16 protein-coding genes are annotated in these 18,640 nt (G+C 69.2%); 7 read left to right on the top strand and 9 right to left on the bottom strand.

Annotated elements, in window-relative coordinates; genetic code table 11:
• Positions 1-69 precede the first annotated feature (69 nt).
• A complete protein-coding gene (locus tag AC5P1C_RS29905) occupies positions 70-1,251 on the top strand; it encodes a UDP-N-acetylglucosamine--N-acetylmuramyl-(pentapeptide) pyrophosphoryl-undecaprenol N-acetylglucosamine transferase (protein ID WP_493869060.1) in 1,182 nt (393 codons plus the stop codon).
• Positions 1,248-2,252: an SDR family NAD(P)-dependent oxidoreductase gene (locus AC5P1C_RS29900; protein ID WP_493869059.1), complete on the top strand. Its 1,005-nt coding sequence runs from the start codon at positions 1,248-1,250 to the stop codon at positions 2,250-2,252. The genes AC5P1C_RS29905 and AC5P1C_RS29900 overlap by 4 nt, the downstream gene beginning before the upstream one ends.
• 261 nt (positions 2,253-2,513) lie before the next feature.
• On the opposite strand, the gene AC5P1C_RS29895 is transcribed toward AC5P1C_RS29900, so the two are convergent.
• On the bottom strand, positions 2,514-3,143 hold the full coding sequence (locus tag AC5P1C_RS29895; RefSeq protein ID WP_493869058.1) for a TetR/AcrR family transcriptional regulator: 630 nt from the start codon (positions 3,141-3,143) through the stop codon (positions 2,514-2,516).
• 360 nt (positions 3,144-3,503) lie between these two features.
• Here AC5P1C_RS29895 and AC5P1C_RS29890 point away from each other — a divergent pair, with 360 nt between their 5' ends.
• From AC5P1C_RS29890 to AC5P1C_RS29875, 4 genes are all read left to right on the top strand, one after another.
• Complete coding sequence (locus AC5P1C_RS29890; RefSeq protein ID WP_493869057.1) at positions 3,504-4,490, top strand: tetratricopeptide repeat protein; 987 nt, start codon at positions 3,504-3,506, stop codon at positions 4,488-4,490.
• A 638-nt stretch (positions 4,491-5,128) separates the two neighbouring features.
• Positions 5,129-5,746 (top strand): DUF6230 family protein, encoded by a 618-nt coding sequence (locus AC5P1C_RS29885; RefSeq protein WP_493869056.1) that lies wholly within the window; start codon positions 5,129-5,131, stop codon positions 5,744-5,746.
• Between the two features lie 140 nt (positions 5,747-5,886).
• Entirely contained in the window at positions 5,887-6,441 is a 555-nt protein-coding gene (locus tag AC5P1C_RS29880; RefSeq protein ID WP_493869055.1) for a DUF6114 domain-containing protein, read from the top strand.
• A complete protein-coding gene (locus AC5P1C_RS29875) occupies positions 6,431-7,750 on the top strand; it encodes a hypothetical protein (RefSeq protein ID WP_493869054.1) in 1,320 nt (439 codons plus the stop codon). Before AC5P1C_RS29880 ends, AC5P1C_RS29875 begins: the two co-directional genes overlap by 11 nt.
• Before the next feature lie 95 nt (positions 7,751-7,845).
• On the opposite strand, the gene pyk is transcribed toward AC5P1C_RS29875, so the two are convergent.
• The 3 genes from pyk to pta all read right to left on the bottom strand — a co-directional run bounded on the left by pyk (position 7,846) and on the right by pta (position 12,774).
• Positions 7,846-9,276, bottom strand: coding sequence for a pyruvate kinase (pyk, locus tag AC5P1C_RS29870; protein ID WP_493869053.1), 1,431 nt, complete (start codon positions 9,274-9,276; stop codon positions 7,846-7,848).
• A 111-nt stretch (positions 9,277-9,387) separates the two neighbouring features.
• Positions 9,388-10,626 (bottom strand): acetate kinase, encoded by a 1,239-nt coding sequence (locus AC5P1C_RS29865; protein ID WP_493869052.1) that lies wholly within the window; start codon positions 10,624-10,626, stop codon positions 9,388-9,390.
• 63 nt (positions 10,627-10,689) lie between these two features.
• Positions 10,690-12,774, bottom strand: a complete 2,085-nt coding sequence (pta, locus tag AC5P1C_RS29860) for a phosphate acetyltransferase (RefSeq protein ID WP_493869051.1) — start codon at positions 12,772-12,774, stop codon at positions 10,690-10,692.
• A 352-nt stretch (positions 12,775-13,126) separates the two neighbouring features.
• Between pta and AC5P1C_RS29855 the strand changes: the two genes are divergently transcribed.
• Positions 13,127-14,152: a 6-phosphofructokinase gene (locus AC5P1C_RS29855; RefSeq protein ID WP_493869050.1), complete on the top strand. Its 1,026-nt coding sequence runs from the start codon at positions 13,127-13,129 to the stop codon at positions 14,150-14,152.
• A gap of 16 nt (positions 14,153-14,168) precedes the next feature.
• On the opposite strand, the gene AC5P1C_RS29850 is transcribed toward AC5P1C_RS29855, so the two are convergent.
• The 5 genes from AC5P1C_RS29850 to AC5P1C_RS29830 all read right to left on the bottom strand — a co-directional run bounded on the left by AC5P1C_RS29850 (position 14,169) and on the right by AC5P1C_RS29830 (position 18,432).
• The gene (locus tag AC5P1C_RS29850; RefSeq protein WP_493869049.1) at positions 14,169-14,915 is read right to left on the bottom strand and encodes a helix-turn-helix domain-containing protein; all 747 of its coding nucleotides are present in this window, start codon (positions 14,913-14,915) and stop codon (positions 14,169-14,171) included.
• A 91-nt stretch (positions 14,916-15,006) separates the two neighbouring features.
• Positions 15,007-15,159, bottom strand: a complete 153-nt coding sequence (locus AC5P1C_RS29845; RefSeq protein ID WP_493869048.1) for a hypothetical protein — start codon at positions 15,157-15,159, stop codon at positions 15,007-15,009.
• Positions 15,160-15,203: 44 nt separating this feature from the next.
• Entirely contained in the window at positions 15,204-16,067 is an 864-nt protein-coding gene (locus AC5P1C_RS29840) for a carbohydrate ABC transporter permease (protein WP_493869047.1), read from the bottom strand.
• A complete protein-coding gene (locus AC5P1C_RS29835) occupies positions 16,068-17,024 on the bottom strand; it encodes a carbohydrate ABC transporter permease (protein ID WP_493869046.1) in 957 nt (318 codons plus the stop codon).
• A gap of 52 nt (positions 17,025-17,076) precedes the next feature.
• A complete protein-coding gene (locus tag AC5P1C_RS29830; RefSeq protein ID WP_493869045.1) occupies positions 17,077-18,432 on the bottom strand; it encodes an extracellular solute-binding protein in 1,356 nt (451 codons plus the stop codon).
• Between the last annotated feature and the right edge of the window lie 208 nt (positions 18,433-18,640).

The following is an 18,640-nucleotide window of genomic DNA, read 5'->3' as shown; positions in this document are numbered from 1 at the left end:
CTCATGGGTCAAAGGTGCCAAACGCGGCTCTTAAAACACTCTTAGACCTGCTCGTGATGCTCCATTGCCATGCGAACACCCGAAATGCGATCTCCCGGAGCAGGGCCCCGTGCCCCTCTCTCCGTCGTCATCGGCGCGGGCGGCACCGGTGGGCACATCTATCCCGGGCTCGCCCTCGCCGACGCCCTGCGGCGTGCCGTGCCGGGCGCGGTCATCTCGTTCGTCGGTACGGAACGGGGGCTCGAGACCCGGCTGATACCGGACGCCGGGTACCGCCTCCACACCGTCGACATGATTCCCTTCGACCCCTCGCTCGGCGCCAGGCGGTATCTGCTGCCCGCAGCCCTGGTGAAGTCCGGCGGCCAGTGCCGGGCGATCCTGCGCGCGCAGGGCGCGCAGGTCGCCGTCGGGATGGGCGGCTACCCCAGCGCTCCCGTCATCGTCGGCGCCAGGATGGCCGGTCTGCCCAGCCTCATCCACGAGTCCAACGCCGTCCCCGGCCGCGCCAACCGCTTCGCGGCCCGTCTCACCCCGAACATCGCGGTCGCCTTCGACCGCAGCCGGGAGCATCTGCCGGGCGGCGGGCGCGCGTTCACCACCGGGATGCCCATCGCGGCGCCGCTCGCCGCGCTCGACCGGGGCGCGCTGCGGGCCGAGGCCCGCCGGGAGTACGGGGTGCCGGACGCGGCCCGGATGCTGCTCTTCAACGGCGGCAGTCTGGGCGCGGCCCGGCTGACCGAGGCGGCGGTGGGGCTCGCGGCGCGCTGGCGGCACCGCCCCGACGTCCAGCTCCTGATCAAGACCGGCCCCGCCGCGCTGGACGAGACGCGGCGGCGGCTCGTGGAGTCGGGCGGGGACGCGGTCGCCAGAGCGGTGCCCTACCTCGACCGCATGGACCTCGCGTACGCCGCCGCCGACCTGGTGGTCTGCCGGGCCGGTTCAGCGACCGTCGCCGAGCTCGCCGCCACCGGGGTCCCCGCTGTCCTCGTGCCCTACCCGCACGCTCCCGGCGACCACCAGACCCACAACGCGCGGGTCCTGTCCGACGTGGGCGCGGGCCTGTTGCTGCCCGACGCCGAGACGACGGCGGCGCGTCTCGCGGAGCTGCTCGGGCCGCTCCTCGCCGATCCGGCGCGGCTTGCCGCGATGAGCGGGGCGGCCGATCCGGGCCCGCACGCGCGGGCGGCGGACCTGTTGGCCGAGCGGGTCATCCAACTCACCGATCACACGAAGCACTTGGAGTACGCATGAGCAGCAACGCCGCATTCAGCTGGGCCGGCCGTACGGTCCTCGTCACCGGAGCCGAGGGCTTCATCGGCTCGACGCTCGTCGATCTGCTCCTGGAGCAGGGCGCGCGGGTGCGTGCCTTCGTGCACTACAAGCCGTACGCGGAGAAGGGCCACCTGGCGCATCTGCTCGGGGACCCGCGGGTCGAGATGCTCGCGGGCGACGTGCGGGACGCGGGGCGCGTGATGGACGCGGTCGCGGGCTGCGACACGGTCTTCCACCTGGCCGCGCTGATCGGGATCCCGTACTCGTACGACTCCCCGGGGGCGTACGTCCAGACGAACGTCGTCGGTACGGAGAACGTGGCGGAGGCGTGCCGGCGGCATGCGGTGCGGAGGCTCGTCCACACCTCCACGAGTGAGGTGTACGGGACGGCGCTGACCGCCCCCATCTCCGAGGAGCACCCGCTCCAGCCCCAATCCCCGTACTCCGCGTCGAAGATGGGCGCCGACATGATGGCGCTCTCGCACTGGCACGCCTTCGAGCTGCCGGTGACGGTGGTGCGTCCGTTCAACACGTACGGTCCCCGGCAGTCGGCCCGTGCGGTGATCCCCACGATCCTCGCCCAACTGCATTCCGGCGCGCGAGAGATCAAGCTGGGCTCGCTCACGCCGACGCGGGACTTCACGTACGTGACGGACACGGCGCGGGGCTTCATGGCGCTGGCGTCGTGCGACGCGGCGGTGGGGCACGCGGTGAACCTCGGGGTGGGCCAGGAGATTTCGATCGGCGACCTGGCTGAGGCGCTGATCGAGGCATCCGGGCGCGAGGCGAAGGTGGTCGTGGACCCGTCCCGCCTGCGCCCTTCGGGCAGCGAGGTCCAGCGCCTGCTGTCGGACAACTCCCGGGCGAGGGAGTGGGCGGGCTGGACTCCGGCGGTGTCCCTGGCGGAGGGGCTGAAGCGGACGTCGACTTGGGTGGCCGAGAATCTCCGCCTCTTCGCGGCGGACCGCTACCAGGTCTAGCTCCGCCCGCGGACCCGCGGGGTGGCCCCTTTCCCGCCGCTGCGCGGCGAAAGCCTCCCACCCGCCCGCCCATTCCAGCCGTGTGCGTTGACAGGCTGCTGCGGGGTGATCGGGTGGGTGGGTGGAGAAATATCCGGCGCGAAGCGGCGGGACAGGACCGCCCCGGCGGCGGGCCACGAGCGCGACGGCCGCAGGCCGCGACCGCGACGGCGGGCCAGGACCGCGACGGCGGGGCAGGCGCGGCTGGAGGCCTGTGGCCCGTTACTGCTGGGCAGCCGCCGCCAACCCGCCCAGCAAGAGCAACGTAAAGCGGCGGGCCCAGTCCTCGTCCACCGGCTCCCCGCTGACCAGCGCCCGGTGCACCACGGCGCCGGCGATCACGTCGAAGATGAGGTCCGCCGTCCGGCCCGCCGCGGCGGGGTCGGGCTCCGGGGGGAGTTCGCCCCGCTCCTGCGCCCGCTTGCGCCCCGCGAGGACAAGACGCTTCTGGCGGTCCACGATCGACGTACGGATCCGCTCCCGCAGCGGCTCGTCCGACGTCGACTCGGCCACCACCGCCATCAGCGCGGTCTTCGTCTCGGGACGGCCGAGCAGCGCGGCGAACTGGAGCACCACACCCTCGATGTCCGCCGCCAGGCTGCCGCGGTCCGGCAGTTCCAGCTCGTCGAAGAGTTCCGCCACCGCGTCCACGACCAGCTCGCTCTTGCCCGCCCAGCGCCGGTACAGCGTCGTCTTGGCGACGCCCGCGCGCGTGGCGACGTCACCGAGGGTCAGCTTGGACCAGCCCAGTTCGACCAGGGCCTGGCGGGTCGACTCCAGGATCGCGGTGTCCGCCGCCGCGTTGCGGGGGCGGCCGCCGGTACGGGCGGGAGGGTGGATGCGGCTCTGCATCCCGTGACCATACCGGTCAGTACGGAGCGGGCCGGAGCGGGCCGGAACGAGCGGGAACCGTGGCCGAGTGAGCCAGATCACCGAAGTTCGCGCGGGCCCGCCGCCCACACGGCAGCGCACGCCAGTTACGCTACGACTCGTAGCGAAAGAGATGTGGGCGGGACGAACGGCAACTCCTCGGCGCCCACGCCATCTCCTTCGCTGAGCGGCAACCACAGCACTGGTACGGGGTGGGGACCCCGTACCGACAACCATCGGTCCTCCTCGGGACCTTGGCGCCACGGCCGTCCGTAGCCCCGCAATCCGGCGGGGGGCTGCGGACGGGCGCGGTTCCCGCACGGCTTGGGGGAGGATGTACTCATGCAGCCACGGAACATGTCCATGAGCGGAGTCGTCGACCTCGCCGCCGTGAAGGCGGCCCAGGAGGCCAAGGCGAAGGCGGAGCAGGCGCGCGCCGAAGCGGCCAGGCAGGGCGGGGGTGCCGTATCCGGTGTCTCCCCGTCCAGTCTCGTCATCGACGTCGACGAGGCGGGCTTCGAGCGCGAGGTCCTGCAGCGCTCCACCGAAGTGCCCGTCGTCATCGACTTCTGGGCCGAGTGGTGCGAGCCGTGCAAGCAGCTGAGCCCGCTGCTCGAAGGCCTCGCGCGGGAGTACAACGGCCGCTTCGTCCTCGCCAAGATCGACGTAGACGCCAATCAGATGCTGATGCAGCAGTTCGGGGTCCAGGGGATCCCGGCCGTCTTCGCGGTGGTGGCCGGGCAGGCCCTGCCGCTCTTCCAGGGCGCGGCCCCGGTGGAGCAGATCCGCCAGACCCTGGATCAGCTGATCCAGGTCGGCGAGGAGCGCTTCGGCCTGACCGGTCTCGCCGTCGACCCGGACGCCCAGGAGGGCGGGGAGCAGGAAGCCCCCGTCGCCGAGGTGCCCGCGGGTCCGTACGACGCCCTGCTCGAAGCCGCCGTGCAGGCGCTGGACGCGGGCGACTTGGGCGGCGCGGTCCAGGCGTACCGCAACGTACTGAACGACGACCCGGCCAACACGGAGGCCAAGCTCGGCCTGGCCCAGGCGGAGCTGCTGCAGCGCGTCCAGGGCCTGGACGCGCAGCAGGTCCGCAAGGACGCCGCCGACCGCCCCGCGGACGTCGCCGCGCAGATCGCCGCCGCCGACCTGGACCTGGTGGGTGGTCATGTGGAGGACGCCTTCGGGCGGCTCATCGAGGCGGTCCGGCGCACGGCGGGCGACGACCGGGACGCCGCGCGGGTGCGGCTGCTCGAACTCCTCGAGGTGGTCGGCTCGGACGACCCGCGGGTGACCGCGGCGCGCACGCAGCTCGCGCGGGTGCTCTTCTGACCCGTCCGATGACCGTCCGATGACCCGCGGCGGGGCCCGGACGTCCGGCCCCTCGTGGGCCGTTCGCTGACCAGTCCCTAAACGCTGGGGCTTGTGATGCCCAAGTGAAAACTTCGCCGCAAAGGCACCACAGTGGCCGCGCTTTACCAAAACTTGGTAATCGCGGCCACTGTTACTTGGAGTAAGCCCAGGCCAGTCTTCTGTCCTGTTGTGCCCTTCAACATCCCGGTCTGCTCCTGCCCATGGGTACACCGTCCGTGGCCGACCGATACCGGGCGGTCGTGGTTCGGTTATCGCGCCGTTACTAGCCAGTAACGAACCCCCTTGTGCGGGGACCGAGAATGCACCACGATCGGCGACGCTCGGTCCAATAACCCGCAGCCCGAAAGCCAATCGGGAGCGGGGTTTCTGGGTCCCCACCGAGCAGGCCGGCGACACCCCGTCACCGGCCTTGGACAGGGGGGTCTCTGCCATCCGGCAGGGCCTGTCCGGCAGGTTGTGCGTGTCGCGTGCGACCAGTGGTTGTCGCTCGGGGGTGATCTCCCGAGGACGTAGCGCTTCTCCCATCCCTGCCCGACTGAGCCGCCCGAACGGGAGCAGTCAGGGCCGGAGATGTACGTCCGAGAAGGAGGAAAGTCATGGAGTCCGTGGCTCGTGGCGGAACCAGATGGAAGCGGTTCGCCGTAGTCATGGTGCCGAGCGTCGCGGCGACTGCCGCGATAGGCGTGGCCCTCTCGCAGGGTGCACTCGCGGCATCGTTCAGTGTGTCCGGTCAGCAGTTCAAGGTGACTGCCGACCAGCTCGACGGTACGGGTTTCGTCCAGTACGGGGCGCTTGACAGCGGCAAGTCGGGTAACCACCCCGTCGCCGTCGTCGGCCTCGAATCGGCCAAGATCACCAACCTGTGTCAGTCCGTCGTCGTTCCGGTCCCCGTCTTCGGCGATGTGTCGATGACCCTCAAGGCCGGTGCCAAGGGCGGCCCCAGGGTCGAGGCGAAGAAGCTCTACATCGACGCCGATGACCTGAAGGCCGACGCGACGTTCACCAACGTCGACATCGGTGTCTCGGTCGACCAGACCACCAAGGGCCCTGGCCCGGCGAAGGGCGACAAGTACGCCCCGGACTCGTTCGCGCAGCAGGCTGACAAGGTGCGGTTCACCGACGTCAAGCAGCGTGCGTGGGCGACCACCGCCGGCACCTTCAAGCTCTCTGGCCTGGGCATGTCGGTTAAGAAGGGCAAGCACGAGTGCTACTGAGGCAATTGATGCCTTAAGAGCGGTACTTGTTGCGCAGAACGGCCGGGCGCGGGGGCGCACGGATCTTGACCTCAACCGTCCCCGTGCCCGAATCCGAACGACACACAGAACCAACGCCATTCCCCGAGGAGCTGTACGACATGAGCGCCGAAGCGCAAGTGGGGCTGGGCGACAAGCTCGGCCGGATGCGCCGATCGTTCCGAGGGTGGCGCGGTCAGCGCCCGTTCTGGGGTGGTCTGCTGACGTTGCTCGGCGGCATCCCGATCATGTACTTCCCGTACGCGAACCTCACGATCGGCACGATGACGATCCGGATGGCGACGACCGCCGGTGCCGGTTCGCTGATCATCGGCGTCCTGCTTGTCGTGCTCGGCCTGACCATGTGGTTCCAGCCGCATTCCCGGATCTTCGCGGGTGTCGCGGCGATTCTGCTCGCCCTGGTCTCTCTGGTGGTCTCGAACTTCGGCGGCTTCGTCGTCGGCTTCCTGCTCGCTCTGCTGGGTGGTGCCCTCGGCATCGCCTGGGCGGCGGACAAGCCTGCGAAGGAACCCGCGAAGGGGCGGGCCGAAGGCTCCGACGACGGGGCGCCGGAGCCCGCGGCCGCGGGGGCCGCGAACGGGGTGAGCGGCACTACGGACGATCTGTCAGGAACGAGCCCGGACAACGGGACGAACGGGAGGCACCGTGCCGGCTGACGAGGTGCACCAACTGGACTCCGCGGGTGAGTCCCGCGCGAGATCCGGGCCGCGCCACGCGGCACCCAGAAAGCCGCTCCTCACCCGCCTGCATGTGCCGGCGGGCAAGGCGATAGCCATCGCGGCCATGCCGACCGCCGTCCTCATGGGCATGGGACTGACCCCCCAGCTCGCGCAGGCGAAGCCGCAGCCGAAGAACCCCTTCCAGGACGGCCCGTGCGTCACGGCGCCGGACGACGCCTCCAAGGACACCGAGAAGGAAGCCGACAAGGCCGCGGAGGAGAAGGCGGCGAAGGAGAAGGCCGAGAAGGACGAGGCCGCGGAGCCGACGCCTTCGCCCTCCGCCGGTGACAAGGCGGGCTCGGACTCCGACGGCTCCGACAAGGACGAGCCGACTCCGTCGCCCTCCGCCTCCGAGGACAAGGCTGACGCCGACAAGGGCGATGACAAGGCCGAGGAGCCCGCTCCGGAGCCCTCCGAGACCAAGAACCCGCTGGACCCGCTGGGTGTCGGCCCCGCGCTCAAGGACCTCTTCACGCCCGACGAGAAGGAGTCCGAGAGCCCGACGCCGAACCCATCGGCCTCGGAGGAGACCAAGTCTCCGGAGTCTCCCGAATCCGGAGGCGCGGCGAAGGACACGGTCGACGACGTCACCAAGCCCGTCGAGGACACCGTCGACGGACTCAAGGACGGCGTCAAGGACGGTGCCGACAAGGCCGAGGACTCGGTCGACAAGGCCAAGGAAGAGGCCGAGAAGGCCGCTGAAGAGGCTGCCGACAAGGCCAGGGAAAAGGCCGAGGACCCGATGGCACCGGACGAGAACGGCAAGAAGCCGTTCCCGTGCGTGGTCGAGAAGAAGGTCGACGGAAAGGCCGAGCAGACGCCCGCGCCGATCCCGAACCAGCCGTGGCACCTGGAAGCCAGCTCCCTCACGCTCAAGGGCGCGGACTACCAGGGCGTCGTGAACCTGACGATGCCCAACGGCAACAGCAAGCAGGCACTGAAGTACGTCATCCAGAACACGGACATCGGCGACCTGCACCAGATCGTCGAGGGCCCGGCCGGCAAGAAGTACCACGTGCAGGCCGAGAAGGGCTCCACGTCCACGATCCGTGGCGGGGAGACGACGATGTACACCGAGTCGATCTCCGGCAAGCTCTTCGGCCTGATACCGATCACGTTCGACCCCGAGCACCCGCCGCCGCTCAACATCCCGCTGATCTACTTCACGGACGTGAAGGTCAAGCAGGCGGGCCAGTTCGGCGGAAACCTGCACGTCCCCGGTCTCAGCCAGACGATCACCGACTGATCCTCGTACGGATCACAAGCACCGAGGGCGCCCCCTGCATCAGGGGGCGCCCTCGGTGTCGTACGGAAGTGTCGTACGGAGGAAACGGAACGACCTCAGTCGCGGTCGCCGCCGCCGAGGTGGTGCACCCGGACCATGTTGGTGGTGCCGGGGACGCCGGGGGGCGAACCGGCCGTGATGACCACGGTGTCGCCGTCGTTGAAGCGGTTCAGGCGGACCAGCTCGGCGTCGACGAGCTCGACCATCGCGTCGGTGTTGTCGACGTGCGGCACGACGTACGAGTCCACGCCCCAGCTCAGGGTGAGCTGGTTGCGGGTGGCCTGGTCGGTGGTGAAGGCCAGGATCGGCTGGGCCGCGCGATAGCGGGACAGACGGCGGGCGGTGTCACCGGACTGCGTGAAGGCGATCAGGGCCTCGCCGCCCAGGAAGTCCGCGATCTCGCACGCGGCACGGGCCACCGAACCACCCTGCGTACGCGGCTTCTTGCCGGGCACGAGCGGCTGCAGACCCTTCGCGAGCAGCTCCTCCTCGGCCGCCGCGACGATCTTCGACATCGTCTTGACGGTCTCGATCGGGTAGGCGCCCACGGACGACTCGGCGGACAGCATGACCGCGTCCGCACCGTCCAGGATCGCGTTGGCGACATCGGACGCCTCGGCGCGCGTGGGGCGCGAGTTGGTGATCATCGACTCCATCATCTGGGTCGCGACGATCACCGGCTTGGCGTTGCGGCGGCACATCTCCACGAGGCGCTTCTGCACCATCGGGACCTTCTCGAGCGGGTACTCGACGGCCAGGTCACCACGGGCGACCATGACGGCGTCGAAGGCCGCGACGACGCCCTCCATGTTGGCGACGGCCTGCGGCTTTTCCACCTTGGCGATGACGGGGACCCGGCGGCCCTCCTCGTCCATCACCTTGTGGACGTCCTTGACGTCGCTCGCGTCGCGCACGAAGGACAGGGCGACCATGTCGCAGCCCATCTTCAGGGCGAAGCGCAGGTCCTCGATGTCCTTCTCGGAGAGCGCGGGCACGTTCACTGCCGCGCCGGGCAGGTTGATGCCCTTGTGGTCGGAGATGACACCGCCCTCGACGACGATCGTCTTGACGCGCGGGCCGTCCACCTCGACGACGCGCAGCTCGACGTTGCCGTCGTTGATCAGGACCTGGTCGCCCTTGGAGACGTCTCCGGGCAGGCCCTTGTAGGTGGTGCCGCAGATGGACTTGTCGCCGGGGACGTCCTCGGTGGTGATGGTGAACTCGTCACCGCGCACCAGCTCGACGGGTCCCTCGGCGAAGGTCTCCAGACGGATCTTCGGACCCTGCAGGTCGGCGAGGACGCCGACGGCACGGCCGGTCTTGTCGGCAGCCGCACGGACGCGGTCGTACCGGCCCTGGTGCTCGGCGTGCGTGCCGTGGCTGAAGTTGAAGCGGGCCACATTCATGCCGGCTTCGATCAGCGAGACGAGCTGCTCTTCGGAGTCGACGGCGGGGCCCAGCGTGCAGACGATTTTGGAACGGCGCATGGGGGCGATCCTATCGGTTTGTTTCGCTTCGGAATATTCCGTCTGGTGGAATCTACAAATGGGCGGAAGTGCGCTCAGGCGTTGCGGTATTGAATTGCTGTCGCATTGCGGTTATGACGGGTTTCTGACCAATTCATAGGTCTGCTGCGCGATCTCCAGCTCCTCGTCGGTGGGGACGACGGCGACCGCGACCCGCGCGTACTCCGGCGAGATCAGCCGAGCCTCGTCGGAACGTACGGCGTTGAGTTCTCCGTCGACCACGAGCCCCAGCTCCTCCAGACCCGCCACGGCAGCCTCCCGCACCGGCGCCGCGTTCTCACCGACCCCCGCCGTGAAAGCGATGGCGTCCACCCGGCCGAGTACCGCGTAATAGGCGCCGATGTACTTCTTCAGACGGTGGATGTAGATGTCGAAGGCCAGCGCGGCGGCCTCGTCGCCCTCGTCGATGCGGCGCCGGATCTCCCGCATGTCGTTGTCACCGCAGAGACCGACCAGACCGCTCTTCTTGTTGAGCAGGGCGTCGACCTCGTCGATCGACATCCCGCCGACGCGGGCCAGATGGAAGACCACCGCCGGGTCCACGTCACCGGAACGGGTACCCATCACGAGCCCCTCAAGCGGCGTGAGGCCCATCGAAGTCTCGACGCACCTGCCGCCCCGCACGGCGCTCGCGGACGCGCCGTTGCCCAGGTGCAGCACGATGACGTTCACGTCCTCGGGCGCCTTGCCCAGAAGCTTGGCTGTCTCGCGCGACACGTACGCGTGCGACGTCCCGTGGAAGCCGTAGCGCCGCACGCGGTGCTGGTCGGCGGTGGCCACGTCGATCGCGTAGCGCGCTGCGGACTCCGGCATCGTCGTGTGGAACGCCGTGTCGAAGACGGCGACCTGGGGCAGGTCCGGGCGCAGGAGCTGTGCCGTGCGGATGCCGGTGATGTTGGCCGGGTTGTGCAGCGGCGCCACCGGCACGAGCCGCTGGATCTCCGCGAGGACCTCGTCCGTGACGACCGTCGGCGCGCTGAACTTCAGGCCGCCGTGCACCACCCGGTGGCCGATCGCGACCAGCTCGGGGGAGTCCAGGCCGAGTCCGTCGGCGGTCAGCTCGGCGGAGACCGCCTTCAGGGCGGCCTCGTGGTCGGCGATCGGCTCCTCGCGCTCACGCTCCTCGACGCCGCCCGTCAGCGGGGTGTGCTTGAGCCGCGAGGTCTCCTCGCCGATGCGCTCGACCAGGCCGACCGCGAGACGAGAGCTGTCCCGCATGTCGAGCAGCTGGTACTTCACCGACGAGGAGCCGGAGTTGAGGACGAGGACGCGGGTGGCGGTCACGGCGGAGATGCTTTCTGTAGACGTCATACGAGGTCGCTCCGGCATACGAGGTTGCTCTGGCATACGAGGTTGCTCTGGCATACGAGGTCGCTATACGGAGGTGGCCGGGCGGCCCTGCGCCTGGATCGCGGTGATGACGACGGTATTGACGATGTCCTGGACGAGAGCGCCGCGCGACAGGTCGTTCACCGGTTTGCGCAGGCCCTGCAGGACCGGGCCGACGGCGATCGCGCCGGCCGAGCGCTGCACGGCCTTGTACGTGTTGTTGCCGGTGTTCAGGTCCGGGAAGATCAGCACGCTGGCCTGGCCCGCGACCTCCGAGTCCGGCAGCTTCGTCGCCGCGACCGAGGGCTCCACGGCGGCGTCGTACTGGATCGGACCCTCGATCTTCAGGTCGCCGCGGCTCGCGCGCACCAGCTCGGTCGCCTCGCGCACCTTGTCGACGTCGGCGCCCGACCCGGACGTACCCGTCGAATACGAGAGCATCGCGATCCGCGGCTCCACGCCGAACTGCTCGGCGGTGGCGGCCGCCTGGACGGCGATGTCGGCGAGCTGCTCGGCGTTCGGGTCCGGGTTCACGGCGCAGTCGCCGTACACGAGCACCTTGTCGGCGAGGCACATGAAGAAGACGGACGAGACGATCGAGGCGTCCGGCTTCGTCTTGATGATCTCGAAGGCGGGCCGGATGGTGGCCGCCGTGGAGTGCACCGAGCCCGACACCATCCCGTCGGCGAACCCTTCCTGCACCATCAGGGTGCCGAAGTAGTTCACGTCCGCGACGACGTCGTACGCCAGCTCGACGCTGACGCCCTTGTGGGCGCGCAGCTCGGCGTACTTGGCGGCGAACGCGTCCCGCAGCTCGGAGGTCTGTGGGTCGATGATCTGCGACGCGGCGAGGTCGATGCCGAGATCGGCCGCCTTCTTGCGGATCTGCTCGGCCGGGCCGAGCAGCGTCAGGTCGCAGACACCGCGGCGTAGGAGCACATCGGCGGCGCGCAGCACGCGCTCCTCGGTGCCTTCGGGCAGGACGACGCGGCGCTTGTCGGAGCGGGCCTGCTCCAGGAGCTTGTGCTCGAACATCATCGGCGTGACGCGGTCGCTGCTGGGGGCCTGTACGCGGCTGCGCAGCCCCGCGGTGTCGACGTACCGCTCGAAGAGCCCGAGGGCGGTCTCCGCCTTGCGGGGGGTGGCGGCGTTCAACTTGCCCTCCAGGGCGAAGAGTTCGCCCGCGGTGGGGAAGGAGCCGCCGGAGACGGCGATGACGGGGGTGCCGGGCGCGAGCCGGTCGGCGAGCTTGAGGATCGCCTCGCCGGGCTGCTCGTTCAGGGTGAGGAGCACGCCCGCGATGGGCGGCGTACCGGCGCTGTGCGCGGCCAGCGAGCCCACGACGAGGTCGGCGCGGTCGCCGGGGGTCACGACGAGGCAGCCCGGCGTCAGGGCGTTCAGGAAGTTCGGCAGCATCGCGCCGCCGAAGACGAAGTCGAGCGCGTCACGGGCCAGACCCGCGTCGTCGCCGAGCACGACGCGGCCGCCGAGCGCGTGGGTGATCTGGGCGATCGTGGGGGCGGCGAGCGCGGGCTCGTCCGGGAGGACGTAGCTGGGCACGGGGAGGCCGCCCGCGAGGCCGTCGTGGATCTCGTCGCGGTCGGCGGGCGCCACCCGGTTGGTGACCATCGCGAGGACGTCGCAGCCCAGGCTCTCGTACGCGCGGTAGGCGTTGCGCGTCTCGGCGCGGACGGATTCGGCGGTCTGGTCCTTGCCGCCGACCACGGGTATGACCGAGGCGCCGAACTCGTTGGCGAGGCGGGCGTTGAGGGACAGCTCGTCGGGGAGCTGGGTGTCCGCGAAGTCCGTGCCGAGGACGAGGACGACCTCGTAGTCCCTGGCCACCCGGTGAAAACGGTCGACGAGCTGGGAGACCAGCTCGTCGGTGCCCTGCTCGGCCTGGATCGCGGAGGCCTCGTGGTAGTCCAAGCCGTAGCCGGACGCGGCGTCCTGCGCGAGCCGGTAGCGGGCGCGGAGCAGATCGAAGAGGCGATCAGGCCCGTCGTGGACGAGCGGCCGGAAGACCCCCACCCGGTCCACCTGTCGGGTCAGGAGCTCCATGACTCCCAGCTCGATGACCTGGCGGCCGTCGCCCCGGTCGATCCCGGTCACGTACACGCTGCGCGTCACGCGTGTTCTCTCCTTCTTCGCTGCGGAGTCCCGTGCGCCGTAGGGAGTGCCCGGTGCGCACCCGGTGGGACCGGGGGAGACCGGGCGAGGTCGGCCAGGACCGGACAAATGACCCGATATAGCTGCTGTGCCCTCTTGACAATACCTCTGTGGCTGGCTAAGTCGCCCGCCGGACGAAGGCCCCTTCGAGCGGGACCAAAGGCCTGTGTCAACGGTGACCGGTGGGTGTGTGAGCGGCGATCGGCGGGTGTGTGAGCGGCGATCGGCGGGTGTGTGAGCGGCGCCGGGTTCCCGGTCATGGAACAATCGGACCGGCTCACAAGCATCAACAGCGAGCAGGAGACACAGCGCGATGCGTATCGGAATTCTCACCGCAGGCGGCGACTGCCCCGGCCTCAACGCAGTGATCCGGTCGGTCGTGCACCGAGCCGTCACGCATTACGGCGACGAGGTCATCGGCTTCGAGGACGGCTACGCGGGCCTGCTCGACGGCCGCTACCGCTCCCTCGGCCTCAATGAAGTCAGCGGCATCCTGGCCCGCGGCGGAACGATCCTCGGCTCCTCCCGCCTGGAGCGCGCCCGCTTCCGCGCGGCCTGCGAGGACGCGCCCGCGCTCGCCAAGGAGATCGGCTTCGACGTCCTGATCCCCATCGGCGGCGAGGGCACGCTCACGGCCGCGAAGATGCTGTCGGACGCGGGCCTGCCGGTGGTAGGGGTCCCCAAGACGATCGACAACGACATCTCATCGACGGACCGGACCTTCGGCTTCGACACGGCGGTGGGCGTGGCCACGGAGGCGATGGACCGCCTCAAGACGACGGCCGAGTCCCACCAGCGCGTGATGGTGGTCGAGGTCATGGGCCGCCACGCGGGCTGGATCGCCCTTGAGTCCGGCATGGCCGGCGGCGCCCACGGCATCTGCCTCCCCGAGCGTCCCTTCGACCCTGCTGACCTGGTCAAACTGGTCGAGGAGCGGTTCTCGCGCGGCAAGAAGTTCGCGGTGATCTGCGTGGCCGAGGGCGCGCACCCGCAGGACGGCACGATGAATTACGGCGTGGGCGCGATCGACCAGTTCGGCCACGAGCGCTTCCAGGGCATCGGAACGGCACTGGCGTACGAACTGGAGACCCGCCTCGGCAAGGAGGCCAAGCCGGTCATCCTGGGCCACGTCCAGCGCGGCGGCACCCCGACGGCGTACGACCGCGTCCTCGCCACCCGCTTCGGCTGGCATGCGGTGGAGGCGGCGCACCGCGAGGACTTCGGCCGGATGACGGCGCTGCGGGGGACGGACATCACGATGGTGCCGCTGGCGGAGGCGGTCACTGAGTTGAAGACGGTGCCGAAGGACAGGATGGACGAGGCGGAGTCGGTGTTCTAGCCGCAGGAGGGTGCGGCTAGGAGCGCCCCGTCCCCTGCACCTGAGCCCAGAAGTGCTCAAGAATTTTGTCGAGGAAGTCCTTCCCGGCGCTCCCCGAGGCATCGGCTCCGGCGCCGCCGCCCCAGCTCAGCGTCCGCACCATGCGCGACTGATAGTCGGCGTGCAACTGCTGAAGCACATCTTCAAGATGCCGCTTCGGCACGGGCAGCATCTTCCCGACGGGCCGGACGTACCCCTGCCAGCGGGTGGTCACGGCGCTGCGCAGCAGTTCGGCGAGGTCGTCGGCGCGCCCGGTGACGGTCATGAAGTCGGGCAGATCCAGCTGGAGCACTTCGGCGAGGGCGGCGGACTGCCGCTCGTTGCCGCGCCAGGTGTTGGTCTGCTCCATGCGCAGATACGCCTGGATCTCGACCCCGGACCCCCGCGCCACGTCGTCGGGAGCGAGCCCCCGGGCGATCCGATGCTCGCGCAGGGTGGTCGCGGCACCCATGAGCTCCCCCGGCGAGCACCACAACGTCCCGGCGAGGGCAGTGAGTTCGGCGGAGGTGGGCGAGGCGAGCCCGCGTTCCCAGGCGGCGATGGTGTCGGGGGTGATGTAGCTGAGCCCATAACTGGCCCGCATCCCGTAGGCGACATGCCCGTGCGCCATCCCGAGGGCCTCACGGAGGCGCCGGGCGGCGGGGAAGTTGAACGGGGGCGTGGGTTGGTTGGACTGGGAGGGCTGTGAGGGCTGGTGCGGTGGTTGGCTCGGTTGCACGGGCACACGGTATGGGTGTTCAGGGCCGGCGACTACGGTGCGTTCCCACAAGGTTGCGGATTGGTGCGAAGCTACGGGGTGTCCGCGACGGGTCCGGTCAGGATTCCCAGTGCGGTGTGCCGACTCGGATCTTGATCTGCTCGCCGCCGTGCTGCCTGACGACTCCCTCCACGACTTCCCCGACCTCCGGCAGGGGCACCGGAGGAGCGGCGGGGTCGTTGATGGTGCCGTCGGGGTTGTAGGACAGCAACGTGGCCGGTGGGTCGGCCGCCCTCTTCGACCCCGCCAGTCCTGTCAGCCCTTGACCGCGCCCCCCAGCGCGAACCCTCCGCCCAAGCGCCGCGAGATCAGGACGTACAAGAGGATCACCGGCGTCGAGTAGATGATCGAGAACGCCGCCAACTGGCCATACACCACCGTCCCCTTGTTGCCGAAGAAGTCGTTGATGCTCACCGACGCGGGCATCTGCTCCGGCGTGAGCAGGAGCATGAACGGGACGAAGAAGTTGCCCCACATCATCACGAAGGAGAAGACCGTCACCACGGCCACCCCCGGGCCCATCAGGGGGAGCACGATCCGCAGCAGCGACTGGAACGGTGATGCGCCGTCCGTCCACGCCGCCTCCTCCAGCTCCTTCGGGACTCCGTCCATGAAGTTCTTCATCAGCCAGATGGCGAAGGGGAGTTGGGACGCCGCGAAGAAGAAGATCGTGCCCTGCATCGTGTCGATCAGTTCCACCTGGACGAACAGCGCGTACACAGGAACCATGATCGCCGTGATCGGCAGGCTCGTCGCGAAGAGGATCGTCAGCATGAAGGGGCGGTTCAGACGGGACTTGAAGCGGGACAGCGGGTACGCGGCGAGCGCCGCGCAGACCACCGTCAGGAGCGTGCCGCCGCCGCACAGCAGCAGGCTGTTGAGGAGCGGGGTGAAGGTGATCTCCGGGGTCAGGACCGCGTCGTAGTTGTCCAGGGTGATGCCGTCGGGGACCTTCACCTTCAGGTCGGCCTTGGTGTCGAGCGAGGACAGGATCACCCAGGCCAGCGGCAGGACGAACGTCGCTGCGACCACGAGCAGACCCGCGTCCGCCGCGAGGCGGCGGCTCGTGCGGCGTGAACTCAGGCTCCTTGTGGGTGACTTGATGGCATTGGCTGTCACTCAGACCTCCGTGCGGAGCAGGCGCATATAGACGAGGGAGAAGAGTGAGCCGACGACCAGGAGCAGAAGCGCGACCGCCGTGCCGTACCCGATCATGCTCTTCTGGAAGGCCTGTTCGTACATGAACAGGGGGAGGGTCTGACTGCGGTTTCCCGGGCCGCCGCGCGTCATTACCCAGATCAGACCGAAGACGGAGAGGGTCTGGAGGGTGTTCAGCATCAGGTTCGTGCCGATGGAGCGGCGGATCATCGGGAGCGTGATGTGCCACATGCGGCGCCAGCCACCCGCGCCGTCCACCTCGGCCGCCTCGGTGATCTCCTTGGGGATCTCGTTCAGGGCCGCCGAGTAGACCAGCATCGAGAACGCCGTCCCCCGCCACACGTTCGCGAACGACACCGCCAGGATCGGCAGCGTGTACATCCAGTTCTGGGAGGGGAGGTTGAGGAAGTCCAGGACCGCGTTCAGCGTGCCTTCGCGGCGGAAGAACGCGTACAGGAGGAAGGCCGCCACCACCTCCGGCAGGACCCACGCCGTGATCACGATCGCGCCGGTGACCGTGCGGACCGGCTTGGACGCCCGCTGCATCAGGGACGCGAGCGCGAGGCCGATGGTGTTCTGGCCGATCAGGGACGACAGGACCGTGAAGACCAGGGTCAGCCAGACCGCGTTGAGGAACGCCTCGTCGCCGAAGGCCTTACGGAAGTTGTCGAACCCGACGAAGCTCGACTCCGCCTGGCCGGTGAGCTGGAGGTCGGTGAAGGCGATGTACGCGCAGTAGCCGATGGGTCCCGCGAGGAAGAGGAGCAGCAGGATCACGGCGGGGGAGACGGGCAGCGCGCGGGTCAGCGCCCGGCCCGTCAGCTTGCGGCGCGACGGGGGCTGACCGGGGCGCGGGGCGCCCGGACCCGGCGCGGTCTTCACGATGTCGCCGGGCCCGGCGGGGGGTGCGGTGGTCACCTCGGGGCACTCACTTCCCTTGCTTGCCTGCTGCCGGATCGCGGACCCGCGGCTACTTCTCGACGACCTTGCCGTCCGTCGCCGCCTTGACCTCGTCGTCGTATCCGCTCGCCGCGTCCGTCACGGACGCGTCGCCCGTCGTCACCTTCTCCATGGCCTCCTGCACCGCGGTGGAGACCTTCGGGTACGCCGGGTACGCCGGGCGGTAGTGCGTCGATGCCACCAGGTCGGTGAAGAACTTCAGGCCGGGTTGCGCCTTGAGGTACGCGGGGTCGGCGGCGACGTCCTTGCGGACCGCGATGCCCGAGTTCGCCACGTACCACTTCTGGGCGTTGGCCTTGGTCTGCATCTGTTCGATGAACCTGAAGGCCAGGTCCGGGTTGGACGCCTTGGACGGGATCGCCCAGGTCCAGCCGCCGGACATGCTCACCTTGCCGGGGGCCTCGCCGTTCTGGGTCGGCATGTGGGCCAGGCCCAGCTTCTCCGACCACTGGGGCCACTCGTGGCCCGCGCCCTTGCCCCAGTCCTGCGGCAGCCAGGAGCCGTCGAGGTTGATGCCGAGCTTGTCCTCGGGGAGGAGCTCGCCGCGGACCCGGGTGGCGAAGTTCGGGTCGAGGGCGTCGGAGACGTCAGGGCCGAGCTTCTCCTTGTAGACCGTCTGGACGAATTCGAGGGAGTCCTTGAAACCCTGGCTGCCCGTGACCCACTTCTTCGACTTCGGGTCGTACATCGGGTCCTGGCCCGTGCCGTACAGGAGCATCTCCATGCCCTGCATGGTGGCCGCCTCGCCCGCGGGCTTGCCCGTGTAGACGTTCATCGGGGTGACGCCCGGGACCTTCTCCTTGATGGTCCGCGCCGCCTCCAGGATGTCGTCCCACGACTTGGGCTGCCAGTCCGCGGGCAGCCCGGCCTTCTTGAAGATGGCCTTGCTGAACCAGAGACCGCGGGTGTCGGTGCCGTCAGGGACGCCGTACGTCTTGCCGTCCGCGGCCTTCGCCGCCGTCTTGGACGTCTCGATGAACTGGTCCCAGTCCTTCCACTTGTCCAGGTACTGGTCGAGCGGCTTCAAGTACCCGCTGGTGATGTCCGAGTTGATGAGGAAGGTGTCCTCGTAGACCAGGTCGGGCGCGGTCTTCGGGGAGCGCATCATCTGCTGCAGCTTGGTGTAGTACTCGGAGTCCGGCGCCTTGATCGGCACCAGCTTCACCTTCTTGCCGGGGTTCTCCTTCTCGAACTGCTTCTTGATGTCCTCCAGATAGGTGTCCATGACCTTGATCTGGTTGTCCGTGGACTGCTTGAAGGAGACCCTCACGGTGTCCGGATCGTCGCCGGAGTCCCCGCCGCACGCGGTGAGGGTGCCGGCGGCGACCAGGGCGGTGGCGAGGAGCAGAGGAGTGGTGGGACGCACGGGCACGACCTCCTACTGGCCGACGCGGCTGGGTTACCACGCAGGGCGCAACGCGGGGCTGCCCGGTGAACGTAAGGGCGGGCTCGGAGCAAGGTCAATGCCCGTGCGTCGCCCCTTGTCATCAACGTGACAACGTTGTTATGGCGGCTCGCAACGGGTTTACGGGAGGGGGGACTTGGGGCGGGTCTGACGGGAACGCGGAACAGTG

Source organism: Streptomyces sp. A18, assembly GCF_059026065.1.
The sequence above is the reverse complement of the archived record's forward strand: the minus strand, read 5'-3'. Positions and strand labels throughout refer to the sequence as shown.

Excerpts from the sequence above, each read along its gene's own strand:
- AC5P1C_RS29905 (WP_493869060.1), top strand. The coding sequence starts at position 70 with ATGCGAACACCCGAAATGCGATCTCCCGGAGCAGGGCCCCGTGCCCCT.
- AC5P1C_RS29900 (WP_493869059.1), top strand. The coding sequence starts at position 1,248 with ATGAGCAGCAACGCCGCATTCAGCTGGGCCGGCCGTACGGTCCTCGTC.
- AC5P1C_RS29895 (WP_493869058.1), bottom strand. The coding sequence starts at position 3,143 with ATGCAGAGCCGCATCCACCCTCCCGCCCGTACCGGCGGCCGCCCCCGC.
- AC5P1C_RS29890 (WP_493869057.1), top strand. The coding sequence starts at position 3,504 with ATGCAGCCACGGAACATGTCCATGAGCGGAGTCGTCGACCTCGCCGCC.
- AC5P1C_RS29885 (WP_493869056.1), top strand. The coding sequence starts at position 5,129 with ATGGAGTCCGTGGCTCGTGGCGGAACCAGATGGAAGCGGTTCGCCGTA.
- AC5P1C_RS29880 (WP_493869055.1), top strand. The coding sequence starts at position 5,887 with ATGAGCGCCGAAGCGCAAGTGGGGCTGGGCGACAAGCTCGGCCGGATG.
- pyk (WP_493869053.1), bottom strand. The coding sequence starts at position 9,276 with ATGCGCCGTTCCAAAATCGTCTGCACGCTGGGCCCCGCCGTCGACTCC.
- AC5P1C_RS29865 (WP_493869052.1), bottom strand. The coding sequence starts at position 10,626 with ATGACGTCTACAGAAAGCATCTCCGCCGTGACCGCCACCCGCGTCCTC.
- AC5P1C_RS29855 (WP_493869050.1), top strand. The coding sequence starts at position 13,127 with ATGCGTATCGGAATTCTCACCGCAGGCGGCGACTGCCCCGGCCTCAAC.